Here is a 13,703-nt window from a genome sequence, read left to right as displayed (position 1 = left end):
GAGTTCGATGAGCCAGGCGGCACAGAACCTGAACTGGTTGATCACCAACTTCGTGGACAACACCCCCGGGGTGTCCCACACGGTGGTGGTCTCCGCCGACGGCCTCCTTCTGGCGATGTCCGACGGATTCCCCCGCGACCGCGCCGATCAGCTGGCGGCCGTGGCCTCCGGACTGACCTCGCTGACCGCCGGTGCCTCCCGCATCTTCGAAGGTGGCGCCGTCAATCAGACCGTGGTCGAGATGGACCGGGGTTTCCTGTTCCTCATGTCCGTCTCCGACGGATCCTCGCTGGCCGTCCTGGCGCACCCGGAGTGCGACATCGGCCTCGTGGGCTACGAGATGGCTCTTCTGGTGGATCGCGCGGGCAGTGTCCTCACCCCGGACCTGCGCGCCGAACTGCAGGGAAGCCTGCTCGGCTGACTTCCCCTCTCCCGGCCGGACGGTACTACCGGTCGGGAGACCGGGGCCCACGCCCCGGAATCCAGTACCACCGCCAGGCCGTCATACCGTTCCCCCCACCGGCCGCCCCGTCAGACGGCACGCTGACCACTGCTGTCCAGCCCGGAGGATCCATGACCCCGCCCCCCGCCTACCCCGATGCGTACGGAGATTCGTACTCGGAAGGCGATCAGCCGTTGGTGCGTCCCTATGCGATGACCGGCGGCCGGACCCGGCCCCGCTACCAGCTCGCCATCGAGGCACTGGTCAGCACCACCGCCGATCCGATGCACCTGTCCGGCCTGCTCCCGGAGCACCAGCGCATCTGCACCCTGTGCCGCGAGGTCAAGTCGGTCGCCGAGGTCTCCGCGCTGCTGTCCATGCCGCTCGGTGTGGCACGCATCCTCGTGGCCGACCTGGCCGAGGCCGGCATGGTGGCCATCCACCAGCCGGGCAATGGAGAGGCCGGCGGCACGCCGGATGTAACGCTGCTCGAAAGGGTGCTCAGTGGCCTTCGGAACATCTAGCGGAGCGGCTCCCCGCTCCACCACCTCCGCGAAGATCGTGGTGGCGGGCGGCTTCGGCGTGGGCAAGACCACGTTCGTCGGAGCCGTGTCCGAGATCAACCCGCTGCGCACCGAAGCCGTCATGACCAGCGCCTCCGCCGGTATCGACGACCTCACCCACACCGGTGACAAGACGACCACGACGGTCGCCATGGACTTCGGACGCATCACGCTCGACCAGGACCTGATCCTGTACCTCTTCGGTACGCCGGGCCAGGACCGCTTCTGGTTCATGTGGGACGACCTCGTCCGCGGCGCCATCGGCGCCGTCGTGCTCGTCGACACGCGCCGTCTCGCCGACTGCTTCCCCGCGGTCGACTACTTCGAGAACAGCGGCCTGCCCTTCGTCATCGCCCTCAACGGCTTCGACGGGCACCAGCCCTACACGCCGGAGGAAGTCCGCGAGGCCCTGCAGATCGGCCCGGACGCCCCCATCATCACCACGGACGCCCGCCACCGCGCGGACGCCAAGAGCGCGCTGATCACGCTCGTCGAGCACGCCCTCATGGCGCGCCTGCGGTAGGAACCGGCCGCACCCGACAGGCCCCTGTGTCCACGACGCGGGGGCCTTCGCCGTGTGCGGGCCCTACGCGGCACGCGCGGGGCGCGGTCGGCGGCGCCGGTGGCCGTGCGCGCGCCCGTGTACGCGGAAGGCCCCGCACCCTGGAGGGGGTGCGGGGCCTTCGGCCTGGTTCCGGGAGGGCCCGGTGCTCAGCCCTGCCAGCTGTGCGGGGCGCGGAAGCCCGGGGTGCGCTCGAGACGGCGCCAGCCGGCCTGGCGCGGCAGGCGGACCGTGGTCTCCTCGGGCGTGGCGGCGGCGCGGGCGAGCAGGATCGCGGTGATCGCGGCCAGCTCCTCGGGCGCGGCGTTGCCCTTCTCGACGCGGAGCAGGGTGTCAGAGGCGTTGGTCATGGGGTGGCAGATCTCCTTCGCTGTTACTGCGGCGGGTTGCCGTGCTTGCGGGACGGCAGATCGGCGTGCTTGTTGCGGAGCATCGCGAGGGCGCTGACGAGCACCTCGCGGGTCTCGGCGGGGTCGATGACGTCGTCGACGAGGCCGCGCTCGGCCGCGTAGTACGGGTGCATCAGCTCGGACTTGTACTCCTTGACCATGCGCGTGCGCATGGCCTCGGGGTCCTCGGCGTCCGCGATCTGCTTGCGGAAGATGACGTTGGCCGCGCCCTCGGCGCCCATCACGGCGATCTCGTTGGTGGGCCAGGCGTAGGTGATGTCGGCGCCGATGGACTGGGAGTCCATGACGATGTACGCGCCGCCGTAGGCCTTGCGCAGGATCAGCGAGATCCGCGGGACGGTGGCGTTGCAGTACGCGTACAGCAGCTTGGCGCCGTGGCGGATGATGCCGCCGTGCTCCTGGTCGACGCCCGGCAGGAAGCCGGGGACGTCCAGCAGCGTGATGATCGGGATGTTGAAGGCGTCGCACATCTGGACGAAGCGCGCGGACTTCTCGGAGGCCTCGATGTCGAGGACGCCGGCGAGGTGGGCGGGCTGGTTGGCGACGATGCCGACGACCTGGCCGTCCATCCGCGCCAGGGCGCAGATGATGTTGCGGGCCCAGCGCTCGTGGATCTCCAGGACGTCGCCGTCGTCGACGAGCTCCTCGATGACCTTGTGCATGTCGTACGGGCGGTTGCCGTCCGCGGGCACCAGGTCCAGGAGGACCTCGCTGCGGCGGTCGGCCGGGTCGCTCGTCTCGTGGACGGGCGGGTTCTCGCGGTTGTTCGAGGGGAGCATCGAGATGAGGTAGCGCACCTCGGAGATGCAGGTCTCCTCGTCGTCGTACGCGAAGTGCGCGACGCCCGAGGTCTCGGCGTGCACGTCGGCGCCGCCGAGGCCGTTCTGGGTGATCTCCTCGCCGGTCACCGCGCGGACCACGTCGGGGCCGGTGATGAACATCTGCGAGGTGTCACGGACCATGAAGACGAAGTCCGTGAGGGCCGGGGAGTACGCGGCTCCGCCGGCGCACGGGCCGAGCATCACCGAGATCTGCGGGATGACACCCGAGGCCTTGGTGTTGCGCTGGAAGATGCCGCCGTAGCCGGCGAGGGCGGAGACGCCCTCCTGGATACGGGCGCCGGCGCCGTCGTTGAGGGAGACCAGCGGGGCCCCGGCCGCGATGGCCATGTCCATGATCTTGTGGATCTTGGTGGCGTGGGCCTCGCCCAGGGCGCCGCCGAAGATCCGGAAGTCGTGCGCGTAGACGAAGACCGTGCGGCCCTCGACCGTGCCCCAGCCGGTGATGACACCGTCGGTGTACGGCTTCTTGCTCTCCAGGCCGAAGCCGGTCGCGCGGTGGCGGCGCAGCTGCTCGACCTCCCTGAAGGAACCCTCGTCGAGGAGCAGTGCGATGCGCTCGCGCGCCGTCAGCTTGCCCTTCGCGTGCTGGGCCTCGGTCGCACGGTCACTCGGTCCACGCCGCGCCTGCTCGCGCAGGGAGTGCAGCTCGGCCACGCGCCCACGGGCGTCCGTCGGCTCGCTCGGGATCTGGTCCACAACGGTCATGTACCGACCTTACGAAGATCGTGATGAAAAACCTCCGTTCATTCCGCACAGTCTCGGGAGTCTTCCGCTGTCCGGCCCGCACAGAACCACCGGTGGAAGTAAGGACTCCGCCAGATGGCGCCATCCGCGGTTGTAGGACCTTCACAGATTTCGCCGACACCCCGAGCAGTGGTTGAAATTTGAACGGAATGGTTCTAGTGTCTCTCGTGTCGAAGTCGTTGAACCTTCAACAGTCTCGGCGCCCCCCACACGGAACCACGATCCGAGGAGTAAGTCATGGGTCTCTTCAACCGCCGCACCCAGGAGAACACCGCCGCCGTCGCCACCCTGGAGGTGGACCCGGCGCTCGCCGCCCTCACCGGCGACTACGTCATCGACCCGGCCCACAGCAGCATCGGCTTCACCGTCCGCCACGCGATGGTGACCAATGTCCGCGGCTCCTTCGCCGACCACGAGGGCACCCTGCACCTGGACGGTTCCGACCCGGCCCGCTCCACGGCCTCCATCGACGTGAAGATCGCCTCCGTGGACACCGGTATCGCCGACCGCGACGGGCACCTGCGCAGCGCCGACTTCTTCGACGCCGAGACCTTCCCGCTGATGACCTTCCGCTCCACCGAGGCCGCGTTCCTCGGCGGGGACACCTACCGGATCACCGGCGACCTCACCATCAAGGACGTCATCCGGCCGCTCTCCATCGACCTGGAGTTCAACGGCTCCGCCACCGACCCGTACGGCAACCAGCGCGTCGGGTTCGAGGGCAGCGCCGACATCCTGCGCTCGGACTGGGGTCTGACCTGGAACGCGGCCCTGGAGACCGGCGGTGTCGTGGTCAGCGACAAGGTGAAGCTGACCTTCGACATCTCCGCCATCAAGCAGGCCTGACCCGGCGCACGGCGGCCCGGGGGCGGTGCGCTCTAGAATCCGCCCCCGTCGAATCCGCCGCCGTCGAACCCGCCTCCCCCGCCGAAGTCCCCGCCCCCGAAGTCGGACGGGTTGAAGTCGGCCCCCGAGTAGTCCCCGCCGCCGAAGCCGTCGCCCAGGCCGCCGCCGTAGTCCGCGGCGTAGGCCGGCGTCGACATGATCGAACCGAGCATCGTGCCCATGAGCAGGCCGGGCAGGAGGCCGCCGCCGAAGTAGCCGCCGGCCCAGGGTCCGTACGCCGGGCCGGCGTCGTAGTACGGCCGCGGTCCGCGCTCGGTGTCGACCGTGCGCACGGCCGGGTCCAGTCCGTCGCGCAGCCGCACCGCGTCCGCCGTGCACACGGGCACGGTACGCGCGGCCCCCGCGGCCGGGGCCCACGCCGCGTCCTCGGTGCTCGGCCCGTGGCGCGGGTCGAAGAAGCAGGGCAGCCGCCGCTCGGGCACCGGCTCGCCCCTCCGGCGCGCGTCCAGGCAGGCCAGGGCGTACCGGCCGTCCTCCAGGGCCTGGGTCACCCCGGTGACCTCTTCCGGGCGCTGCACGGAGGCCATGATCTGCTTGGCCTTCTCGTACGAGTCGAGCCCCCGCTCGTAGTCCGCGCGCATGGCGTCGTCGGCGCCGGGTTCGCCGGGGTGGAAGTCCAGGCGCTCCAACTCCTCGCCGAAGGCCGTGATGTCCTCGTCCACGACCACGCTCAGCCGCTCGACGGCCTCGCGCCGGGCCTCTTCCTTCTTCTTCCGGTTCCGGCGGACCAGCGCGTAGGCGCCGCCGCCGCCGATCGCGGCCACCGCGCCGAGGGTGACCAGACCGCCGACCGGGACGCCGTCTTCGGCGCCGGTGGTGCCCCAGGAGTCGGGGGCGCTGCCCCTGGCCTGGGTCAGGGCCTGGTCGACGAAGTTGTTGAGCTGGGTGCTCGCGTCGACGGGGGCGCCCGTCTTGACCGCTTCGGTGAGGTTGCGCACGGCGTTGGCCGGCATGACCGCACGGTCCGCGCCGGCGTTGAAGCCTTCGCCGAGCCGGATCGCGTAGAGCCCGGTGATGCCGGTCTGCGCACGGACCGCGGCCAGCACCTTGTCCTGCGGGAATTCGGCGGTGGCCGGGAGCACGGCGACGAAGACCGGCTTCCCGGCGGCCTCGATCTTCTTCGCGAGTGCTTCGGCCTCGGCCTCGGGCAGCTGCGCCGCGGCCCGCGGATCGACGTAGACGGGACCCTCCTTGAGGGCCTCGGCCACGGCGGCGACCCCGGTGGCGGCCGATGCCTGCGGTGCGGCCGCCAGGGCGGTCGCACCGAGGGCCAGCAGCAGACCGGAAAGCAACGATCCCAAACGTATGGATATCAGCCTGGTCCTCATATCCATGACGCTACCCGAACCGGTACTTTCCCGTGTGAGCAGGACATAAGGGATCCCGGGCCCGGAGGCCGGACTCCCGCGAGCTACTCCGCCGGCTCGACGCCCGCGTGGAGGAGGCCGTAGGTGAAGGCGTCCTCCAGGGCCTGCCACGAGGCGGCGATCACGTTCGGCGCGACGCCGACCGTCGACCACTCGCGGACCCCGTCCGTCGTGGCGACGAGCACGCGCGTGGTGGACTCCGTGCCGTGGGTGCCCTCCAGGATGCGGACCTTGTAGTCGACCAGCTCGAACTTGGCGAGCTGCGGGTAGAACCGCTCCAGCGCCACCCGCAGGGCCCGGTCCAGCGCGTTGACCGGGCCGTTGCCCTCGGCCGTCGCGACGATCCGCTCGCCCTTGGCCCACAGCTTGACCGTGGCCTCGTTGGCGTGGGTGCCGTCCGGGCGGTCCTCGACGATCGCCCGCCAGGACTCGATGCGGAAGTACTTGCGGGCCCGCCCCTCGGCCTCGGCCCGCAGCAGCAGTTCGAAGGAGGCGTCGGCCGCCTCGTAGGTGTAGCCCTGGAGCTCGCGTTCCTTGACCCGCTCCACGACCCGGGAGATCAGCGCGCGGTCCCCGCCGAGCTCGACGCCGAGCTCCTTGCCCTTGAGTTCGATGGAGGCCCGGCCGGCCATGTCGGAGACCAGCATCCGCATGGTGTTGCCGACCCGCTCGGGGTCGATGTGCTGATAGAGGTCGGGGTCGACCTTGATCGCCGAGGCGTGCAGGCCCGCCTTGTGGGCGAAGGCGGAGACGCCGACGTAGGGCTGGTGGGTGGAGGGCGTCAGGTTGACGACCTCGGCGATGGCGTGCGAGATCCGGGTCATCTCGGCGAGCGCGCCGTCGGGGAGCACCTTGCGCCCGTACTTGATCTCCAGTGCGGCGACGACGGGGAAGAGGTTGGCGTTGCCGACGCGCTCGCCGTAGCCGTTCGCGGTGCACTGGACGTGGGTGGCGCCGGCGTCGACGGCGGCGAGGGTGTTGGCGACGGCGCAGCCGGTGTCGTCCTGGGCGTGGATGCCGAGGCGGGCGCCGGTGTCGGCGAGGACGGTGGCGACGGTCGCCGCCACCTGGGCGGGCAGCATGCCCCCGTTGGTGTCGCAGAGGATGACGACGTCGGCGCCGGCCTCGTGCGCGGTGCGCACGACGGCCTTCGCGTACTCGGCGTTGGCCCGGTAGCCGTCGAAGAAGTGCTCGCAGTCGACGAAGACCCGGCGGCCCTGGGCCACCAGGTGGGAGACGGTGTCCCGGACCATCTCCAGGTTCTCGTCGAGGGTGGTGCGCAGGGCGAGCTCGACGTGGCGGTCGTGGGACTTGGCGACGAGCGTGATCACCGGGGCGCCGGACTCCAGCAGGGCCCGTACCTGCGGGTCCTGGTCGGCCGAGCCGCCGGCCCGGCGGGTGGCGCCGAAGGCGACCAGCTGGGCGTTCTTGAAGTCGATCTCCGCGCGGGCGCGGGCGAAGAACTCGGTGTCGCGGGGGTTGGCGCCGGGCCAGCCGCCCTCGATGAAGCCCACTCCGAAGTCGTCCAGATGGCGGGCGATCGTCAGCTTGTCGGCGACCGTGAGGTTGATGCCCTCGCGCTGGGCGCCGTCGCGCAGGGTGGTGTCGAAGACGTGGAAGCTGTCGTCCAGGCCTCCGGACAGCGCAGTTGCCGCCTCTGGTGTCGTCGTCATGCTGATCTGACTCCTGTCGGATGAGTGGTCCGTGAAACCCGCCCATGGGAAGGCCGCCGTCACTGCCCCATCATCGCGCGCAGTCCGCTCCCGGCAGGGATGGGCCGGGAAACGAAAAAACCTCTCGCGGGTAGCGAGAGGTCTGCACGCGGGTCCGAGGCACGGTGGCCGCGTCCGCGAAGTTCTTCCACGGTTCAGCGGCCACTGGGGACCGGCGCGCTGCTGGCGATAATCATGAGCTGAGCAGGCACGCTCGCAGTGTGCCACACCGCTCGCAGCGGATGGACAGGCATCTCACCATGCGGGCAGCGCTCTCCGCGGCGGACGCCGCGCCGCCGCGGGGCTACGGGCGAAGGGCCAGGGTGTCGGTGAGGAACTCGCTCACGTGGGCCAGGATGGCCGTCCGGTCGAGCGTGGGGAGCCCCACCGCCAGCTGGATGCTGAAGCCGTCGAGCAGGGCGCGGATGCGGGTCGCCACGCGCTCGGCGTCCACCGGGCGGAACTCCCCGCGCGAGATGCCCTCGGCGAGCAGCGCCACCAGGTCGCGGTGCCAGGCGCCCTCGATGGCCGCCTGGCGGTCGCGCTCCTGCGGGCCGGCGTTCTGCGAGCGGTTCCACACCTCCAGCCACAGCGTCCAGTGCGGGTCGCGGGCCTGCGTGGGCACGTAGAGGTCCACGTACGCCTGCAGGCGCTCGGCCACCGGGCCGCGGCGGGCGAGCAGGGCCCGCCGCGCGCTGCCCAGTTCGGCCTCGCTCCACTCCAGCGTCTGGAGCAGGAGCTCGTCCTTGCTCCGGAAGTAGTAGAGGAGGTGGCCGCTGCTCATGCCGACCTCGCGGCCCAGACCGGCCATGGTGAGGCCTTCGAGCCCGCGCTCGGCGATCGTGGCCATGGCGGCTACGAGTACGTCCTCGCGCGGGGGCGCGTTCTTGCGCGCCGCCCGTACCGGTACTCCGCCCGCCGCCATGGACCACTCCTCGTCGCTCGGCCGCCGTTCGTCCGCGGATCAGACCTTCGGCTGCTGCTGGGTGATGCAGTGGATGCCGCCACCCCCGGCGAAAATCGTACGTGCGTCAACGAGGGTCACGGTCCGTTCGGGGAACAGGCCGCGGAAGATCTCGGCGGCCTCCTCGTCGCGCGGGTCGTCGAAGGAGCAGAGCACGACGCCGTCGTTGCACAGGTAGTGGTTGATGTAGGAGTAGTCCACCCACTCGCCGTCCTCCTCCAGCACGGTCGGCGCGGGGATCTCCACGACCTCCAGCTGTCGGCCCCGGGCGTCGCTCGACGCGCGCAGGATCGCCGCGATGGTCTTGCAGCGCTCGTGGTCCGGGTGCGAGGGGTCGGGCTGGGTGTGCACCATGACCACGCCGGGGCGGGCGAAGGCCGCGACGATGTCGACGTGGCCCTGGGTGCCGTAGGTGCCGTAGTCGCCGGCCAGGCCGTACGGCAGCCAGATCGCCTTGCTGGTGCCGAGGTGGGCGTGGATCTCGGTCTCGACCTGTTCGCGGGTCCAGTCGGGGTTGCGGCCCTTGCCGAGCTGGACGGTGTCGGTGAGCAGCACGGTGCCCTCGCCGTCGACGTGGATGGCGCCGCCCTCGTTGACCAGCGCAGTGCTGAACGTGCGGGTGCCGAGCAGGTCCGAGATCTGGCGGGCGATCTTCGAGTCGTGGTCCCAGCGGGCCCATTCCTGGGCGCCCCAGCCGTTGAAGGTCCAGTCGACGGCGGCCAGCTCGCCGGCGTCGTTGGTGACGAAGGTCGGGCCGATGTCGCGCATCCAGGCGTCGTCGAGCTCGCGTTCGACCACGTGGAGTGCGTGGCCGTCGCCGGCGCCGGCGATCGCGCGGGCGTTCTCGGCGTCGCCCGGGGAGACGACGAGGGTCACGGGCTCGTGGGCGCGGACCGCGCGGGCGACGGCGCCCCAGGCCTCGCGGGCCTCGGCGAGCTCGTGGTCGTTGGTGAAGGTCGGGTTCGGGCTGGGCCAGGCCATCCAGGTGCGCTCGTGGGGCGTCCACTCGGCGGGCATCCGGAATCCGTTGTGCACGGGCTTGGCGGTCATGGCAGGCAGGTCCTTAACGCTGTGCTGGCTTACAGGAAGTACAGGCGGTTGAGCGAGACCGATGCGGCGGCTTCGGAGCGCAGGGGTTCCCCGTCGAGCGAGACCAGTCCGCTGCGCGCGTCCACGTCGACGGCACCCACCCGGGAGTTGAGGAGCAGGTCGCCGGGTCCGATGCCGCGGGTGCCGCGGACGGCGACCCGGCGGCGGCGGGTCGGCATCTCGTCGCTGCCCAGGGCCGCGGCCGCGGCGGAGACGAACGCGACGGAGATGTCGGCCGCGGTGGCTCCGTACGAGCCGAACTGCGGGCCGAGGACGAGGGGTTCGCAGGTGTCGGTGGCGGCGTTGGGGTCGCCGGTGACGCCGTAGGCGGGGAAGCCGGACTTCAGGACGAGCTGCGGCTTGGCCCCGAAGAACTGGGGGCGCCAGAGCACGATGTCGGCGAGCTTGCCGACCTCGATGGAGCCGATCTCGTGCGCCAGGCCGTGGGCGATGGCCGGGTTGATGGTCAGCTTGGCCATGTAGCGCAGCACGCGGGCGTTGTCGTCGCCCTCGCCGTCGCCCTCCAGCGGGCCGAGCTCGCCCTTCATCTTCGCGGCCATCGCGAAGGTGCGGCGGATGGTCTCGCCGGCGCGGCCCATGCCCTGGGCGTCGGAGGAGGTGATGCCGATCGCGCCCAGGTCGTGCAGGACGTCCTCGGCGCCCATCGTCCCGGCCCGGATCCGGTCGCGGGCCATGGCGGCGTCGCCGGGGAGGTCGGGCTTGAGGTCGTGGACGGAGACGATCATGCCGTAGTGCTCGGCGACCGCGTCCCGGCCGAAGGGCAGCGTGGGGTTGGTGGAGGAGCCGATCACGTTCGGCACGCCCGCCATCTTCAGCACGTTCGGGACGTGTCCGCCGCCGCAGCCCTCGATGTGGAAGGCGTGGATGGTCCGGCCCTCCAGCACCCGCAGGGTGTCCTCGACGGACAGGCATTCGTTGAGGCCGTCGCTGTGCAGGGCGACCTGCACGTCGTGCTCCTCGGCCACCCGCAGCGCCGTGTCCAGGGCCCGGGTGTGGGCGCCCATGTCCTCGTGCACCTTGAAGCCGCTGGCGCCGCCCTCGGCGAGTGCCTCGACGAGGGGGGCGGCGTCGGAGGAGGAGCCGCGGGCGAGGAAGCCGATGTTCACGGGCCAGGCGTCGAAGGCGTTGAAGGCGTGCTTCAGGGCCCACGGGGAGTTGACGCCGACGCCCCACACCGGGCCGAACTCCTGGCCGATGACGGTGGTGACGCCCGCGGCGAGCGAGGCCTCCATGATGCGCGGGGACAGCAGGTGGACGTGGGTGTCCACGGCGCCGGCGGTGGCGATCAGGCCCTCGCCGGAGACGATCGAGGTGCCGGTGCCGACGACGACGTCGACGCCGTCGAGGGTGTCGGGGTTGCCGGCCCGGCCGATGGCGTGGATGCGGCCCTCGCGGATGCCGATGGAGACCTTGCGGATGCCGAGGACGGCGTCGATGACCAGGACGTTGCTGATCACGACGTCGCAGGTGTCGCGGACCGCGGCCCCCTTCAGATGCAGGCCGTCCCGGGCGGTCTTGCCGAAGCCCGCCAGGAACTCGTCCCCCGGTTTCTGCGCGTCCGACTCCACCCGGACGGTCAGCCCGGAGTCGCCGAGCCGCACCCGGTCCCCCGCGCGGGGGCCGAAGACGGCCGCGTACTCGTGCGGATCGATGTGCCGGCTGCCGGGCGCGCAGTGCGCACTGTGGTCGGTGTGCGGGGTCTGCCTGCTCATTCCGTGGTCCCTTCCGGGCGGTCGGTGGGGTCGCTCTGGCCGGCCCCGGCCTGGGTGGCGCCCAGGTAGCCGCAGGCGGCAGCGCGGCGCAGGGCCTCCTGCCTGGCACCGGGGGCGTCGAGCGGGCCGTCGACCAGGCCCGCGAAGCCGATCGCGATGCGGTCGCCGCCGATGGGCACGAGGCCGACGTCGCCCTCGCCGCGGGGGTCGAACCGTACGGACGAGCCCGCCGGCACGCACAGCCGCATGCCGTAGGCCGCGGCGCGGTCGAAGTCCAGGCGGGGGTTCGCCTCGAAGAAGTGGAAGTGCGAGGTCACGCTCACCGGGACGTCGGCGGTGTTGCGCACGTGCAGGTGCACGACCGGCTCCGGCTGGGGGACGCCGGGGCCGGGGACGACGGCGCCCGGGGCGTCGTCGCCGAGCGGCACCGCGCCCCGGACGGGGGCCGGGACCACGGCGAGGCGGGATCCGTCGTCGAAGACGGCCTCCACGTGGACCTCGGTGACCACGTCGGCGACGCCCGGCAGGACGTCGTCCGGGCCCAGCACGCTGCGGGCCTCCTCGATGGCCTCGGCGAGGCGTTTGCCGTCGCGCGCGGCCTCGCAGACGGTGTCCGCGATCAGCGCGGTGGCCTCCGGGACGTTGAGCTTCAGGCCACGGGCCCGCCGGGCCCTGGCCAGTTCCGCAGCGCTGCGGAGCAGCAGCCGGTCGCGCTCCGTTGGGGTCAGCCGCACGCCGATCCACCACCTCTTGAGTCGAAGAGTTAGAGCATCACTCTAACTCTTCATTTCGTTGTGGGGAATCATTGACCTGGGCGCAGGGCGTGCGTCACATTGAGTGTCGCTCAAACACAAGCGCAACCACCCCCCGCCCTGCCAAGGGAGTCCCCCCATGCCCATCGAACAGCGCGGAGTCGACACCATCCCGGAGGAGGAGCGGACGAGCGGTCCCCGTGACCTGATATCGATCCTGCTCGGCTCCAACCTGTGCCTCGGCGTGATCGTCTTCGGCTGGCTGCCCCCGTCCTTCGGACTGGGCCTGTGGCCCTCGGTCACGGCCATCGTGACCGGCACCCTCGTCGGCATCGCCTTCACCGCGCCGCTGGCGCTCGTCTCCCTGCGCACCGCGACCAACCTCTCCACCTCCAGCGGCGCGCAGTTCGGTGTGCGCGGCCGGCTCGTGGGGTCGGTGGTCGGCCTGCTGCTCTCGCTCGGCTACACCGCGCTCACGCTGTGGATCGGCGGCGACGTGATGGTCGGCACCCTCGCGCGGCTCACCGGGCTCCCGGACACCGGCCTGTCGCGGGCCGTGATGTACGGCCTGCTCGCCGCGTGTACCGTCGTCGCGGCCGTCTTCGGCTACCGGCTGCTGCTGCGTATGAGCAAGGTCCTGTCCATCGGGATGGTGGCGCTCCTGGCCGTCGGCCTCGTCGCCTACGCCCCGGACTTCACCACCGCCGCACCGCCCGAGACCCCCTACCTGCTCGGCTCCTTCTGGCCGACGTGGCTGCTGGCCGCCGTCGCCGCCGGGCTCAGCGGGCCCGTCGCCTTCATCACCCTGCTGGGCGACTACACGCGCTACATCTCCCCGCGCCGGCACAGCTCGCGCAAGGTCCTGTGGGCCACCGCCTTCGGCCTGCTGATCGGTCTGCTGATCCCGCAGCTCTTCGGCACCTACACGGCACTGGCCGCCCGGGCGGGCCTGGACTACGCCGGACCGCTCGTCGAGGCCGCCCCGTACTGGTACCTGCTCCCGCTGCTGGCGGCCGCGGCGGCCGGCTCGGTGGGCAACGCGGGGCTGATGCTCTACTCCATGGGCCTGGACCTCGACGCGATCGTCCCGCGGGCGACCCGCACCACCGCCACCGTGATCGCCGCGGCCGTCGCGACCGCCTTCGTCTTCATCGGGTCCTTCGAGTGGGACGTGCAGTCCGCGATGACCTCGTTCGTCCTGGTGCTGACCGCGATCGGCACCCCGTGGGCCGTGATCACCCTGATCGGCCACGTGCGCTGCCGCGGGGTCTACGACGCCGACGCGCTCCAGGTCTTCAACCGCCGCTCGGTGGGCGGCGTGTACTGGTACCGCTCCGGCTGGAACGTCGCGGCCACCGCCTCCTGGGCGATCGGCGCGGCCGTCGGCCTGCTCGCCGTCACCACCCCCTTCCACGAGGGCCCGCTGCTGGCCCTCACCGGCGGCGTGGACTGCTCCTTCGTCCTCTCCGGCCTCACCGGCGGGCTCGTGTACGCCGCACTCACCGCCCGCCGAGCTCCGGCCGCGGCGGCGGCGGTCGCCGCGGCCGAGGAGCCCGCGAACGCCTGAGGTCCCATAAGCGAGCGGGCCCGCACCCCGGAGATCCGGAAGGTGCGGGC

The 13,703-nt window shown here is 71.5% G+C and carries 13 protein-coding genes; 5 read left to right on the top strand and 8 right to left on the bottom strand.

Annotation, left to right across the window (positions count from 1 at the left end):
* Positions 1 to 7 precede the first annotated feature (7 nt).
* From AVW11_RS13605 to AVW11_RS13595, 3 genes are all read left to right on the top strand, one after another.
* Complete coding sequence (locus tag AVW11_RS13605; RefSeq protein WP_030846990.1) at positions 8 to 421, top strand: roadblock/LC7 domain-containing protein; 414 nt, start codon at positions 8 to 10, stop codon at positions 419 to 421.
* Positions 422 to 573: 152 nt separating this feature from the next.
* Positions 574 to 966: a DUF742 domain-containing protein gene (locus AVW11_RS13600; RefSeq protein WP_030037344.1), complete on the top strand. Its 393-nt coding sequence runs from the start codon at positions 574 to 576 to the stop codon at positions 964 to 966.
* Positions 947 to 1,528 (top strand): GTP-binding protein, encoded by a 582-nt coding sequence (locus tag AVW11_RS13595; RefSeq protein WP_076044096.1) that lies wholly within the window; start codon positions 947 to 949, stop codon positions 1,526 to 1,528. The genes AVW11_RS13600 and AVW11_RS13595 overlap by 20 nt, the downstream gene beginning before the upstream one ends.
* 188 nt (positions 1,529 to 1,716) lie before the next feature.
* On the opposite strand, the gene AVW11_RS13590 is transcribed toward AVW11_RS13595, so the two are convergent.
* A complete protein-coding gene (locus AVW11_RS13590) occupies positions 1,717 to 1,917 on the bottom strand; it encodes an acyl-CoA carboxylase subunit epsilon (protein WP_030846979.1) in 201 nt (66 codons plus the stop codon).
* Between the two features lie 23 nt (positions 1,918 to 1,940).
* Complete coding sequence (locus AVW11_RS13585; RefSeq protein WP_030846976.1) at positions 1,941 to 3,524, bottom strand: acyl-CoA carboxylase subunit beta; 1,584 nt, start codon at positions 3,522 to 3,524, stop codon at positions 1,941 to 1,943.
* A 276-nt stretch (positions 3,525 to 3,800) separates the two neighbouring features.
* On the opposite strand from AVW11_RS13585, the gene AVW11_RS13580 reads away from it, so the two are divergent.
* Positions 3,801 to 4,409: a YceI family protein gene (locus AVW11_RS13580; protein ID WP_076044095.1), complete on the top strand. Its 609-nt coding sequence runs from the start codon at positions 3,801 to 3,803 to the stop codon at positions 4,407 to 4,409.
* Between the two features lie 32 nt (positions 4,410 to 4,441).
* On the opposite strand, the gene AVW11_RS13575 is transcribed toward AVW11_RS13580, so the two are convergent.
* From AVW11_RS13575 to ureA, 6 genes are all read right to left on the bottom strand, one after another.
* Entirely contained in the window at positions 4,442 to 5,797 is a 1,356-nt protein-coding gene (locus AVW11_RS13575) for a hypothetical protein (RefSeq protein WP_030846970.1), read from the bottom strand.
* A gap of 83 nt (positions 5,798 to 5,880) precedes the next feature.
* A complete protein-coding gene (gene cimA, locus AVW11_RS13570) occupies positions 5,881 to 7,509 on the bottom strand; it encodes a citramalate synthase (protein WP_030846967.1) in 1,629 nt (542 codons plus the stop codon).
* A 343-nt stretch (positions 7,510 to 7,852) separates the two neighbouring features.
* Positions 7,853 to 8,473, bottom strand: a complete 621-nt coding sequence (locus tag AVW11_RS13565) for a TetR/AcrR family transcriptional regulator (RefSeq protein ID WP_076044094.1) — start codon at positions 8,471 to 8,473, stop codon at positions 7,853 to 7,855.
* 39 nt (positions 8,474 to 8,512) lie between these two features.
* On the bottom strand, positions 8,513 to 9,562 hold the full coding sequence (locus AVW11_RS13560; RefSeq protein ID WP_076044093.1) for an agmatine deiminase family protein: 1,050 nt from the start codon (positions 9,560 to 9,562) through the stop codon (positions 8,513 to 8,515).
* A gap of 29 nt (positions 9,563 to 9,591) precedes the next feature.
* Positions 9,592 to 11,334, bottom strand: coding sequence for an urease subunit alpha (locus tag AVW11_RS13555; RefSeq protein ID WP_051700258.1), 1,743 nt, complete (start codon positions 11,332 to 11,334; stop codon positions 9,592 to 9,594).
* Complete coding sequence (gene ureA / locus AVW11_RS13550) at positions 11,331 to 12,068, bottom strand: urease subunit gamma (protein WP_060176858.1); 738 nt, start codon at positions 12,066 to 12,068, stop codon at positions 11,331 to 11,333. Before ureA ends, AVW11_RS13555 begins: the two co-directional genes overlap by 4 nt.
* 157 nt (positions 12,069 to 12,225) lie before the next feature.
* On the opposite strand from ureA, the gene AVW11_RS13545 reads away from it, so the two are divergent.
* The gene (locus AVW11_RS13545; RefSeq protein ID WP_076044092.1) at positions 12,226 to 13,653 is read left to right on the top strand and encodes a cytosine permease; all 1,428 of its coding nucleotides are present in this window, start codon (positions 12,226 to 12,228) and stop codon (positions 13,651 to 13,653) included.
* Positions 13,654 to 13,703: the final 50 nt, after the last annotated feature.

It is taken from the genome of Streptomyces amritsarensis (assembly GCF_001953875.1).
Taxonomy (GTDB): Bacteria; Actinomycetota; Actinomycetes; order Streptomycetales; family Streptomycetaceae; genus Streptomyces; species Streptomyces amritsarensis.
Note: the sequence above shows the minus strand (reverse complement) of the source record. Positions and strands in the feature narration are given on the sequence as shown.

What these genes read in the sequence shown, in the direction of transcription:
- AVW11_RS13575 (WP_030846970.1), bottom strand. Translation starts at nt 5,797, where the DNA reads ATGAGGACCAGGCTGATATCCATACGTTTGGGATCGTTGCTTTCCGGT.
- AVW11_RS13585 (WP_030846976.1), bottom strand. Translation starts at nt 3,524, where the DNA reads ATGACCGTTGTGGACCAGATCCCGAGCGAGCCGACGGACGCCCGTGGG.
- AVW11_RS13605 (WP_030846990.1), top strand. Translation starts at nt 8, where the DNA reads ATGAGCCAGGCGGCACAGAACCTGAACTGGTTGATCACCAACTTCGTG.
- AVW11_RS13560 (WP_076044093.1), bottom strand. Translation starts at nt 9,562, where the DNA reads ATGACCGCCAAGCCCGTGCACAACGGATTCCGGATGCCCGCCGAGTGG.
- AVW11_RS13565 (WP_076044094.1), bottom strand. Translation starts at nt 8,473, where the DNA reads ATGGCGGCGGGCGGAGTACCGGTACGGGCGGCGCGCAAGAACGCGCCC.
- cimA (WP_030846967.1), bottom strand. Translation starts at nt 7,509, where the DNA reads ATGACGACGACACCAGAGGCGGCAACTGCGCTGTCCGGAGGCCTGGAC.
- AVW11_RS13555 (WP_051700258.1), bottom strand. Translation starts at nt 11,334, where the DNA reads ATGAGCAGGCAGACCCCGCACACCGACCACAGTGCGCACTGCGCGCCC.
- AVW11_RS13545 (WP_076044092.1), top strand. Translation starts at nt 12,226, where the DNA reads ATGCCCATCGAACAGCGCGGAGTCGACACCATCCCGGAGGAGGAGCGG.
- AVW11_RS13580 (WP_076044095.1), top strand. Translation starts at nt 3,801, where the DNA reads ATGGGTCTCTTCAACCGCCGCACCCAGGAGAACACCGCCGCCGTCGCC.
- AVW11_RS13600 (WP_030037344.1), top strand. Translation starts at nt 574, where the DNA reads ATGACCCCGCCCCCCGCCTACCCCGATGCGTACGGAGATTCGTACTCG.
- AVW11_RS13590 (WP_030846979.1), bottom strand. Translation starts at nt 1,917, where the DNA reads ATGACCAACGCCTCTGACACCCTGCTCCGCGTCGAGAAGGGCAACGCC.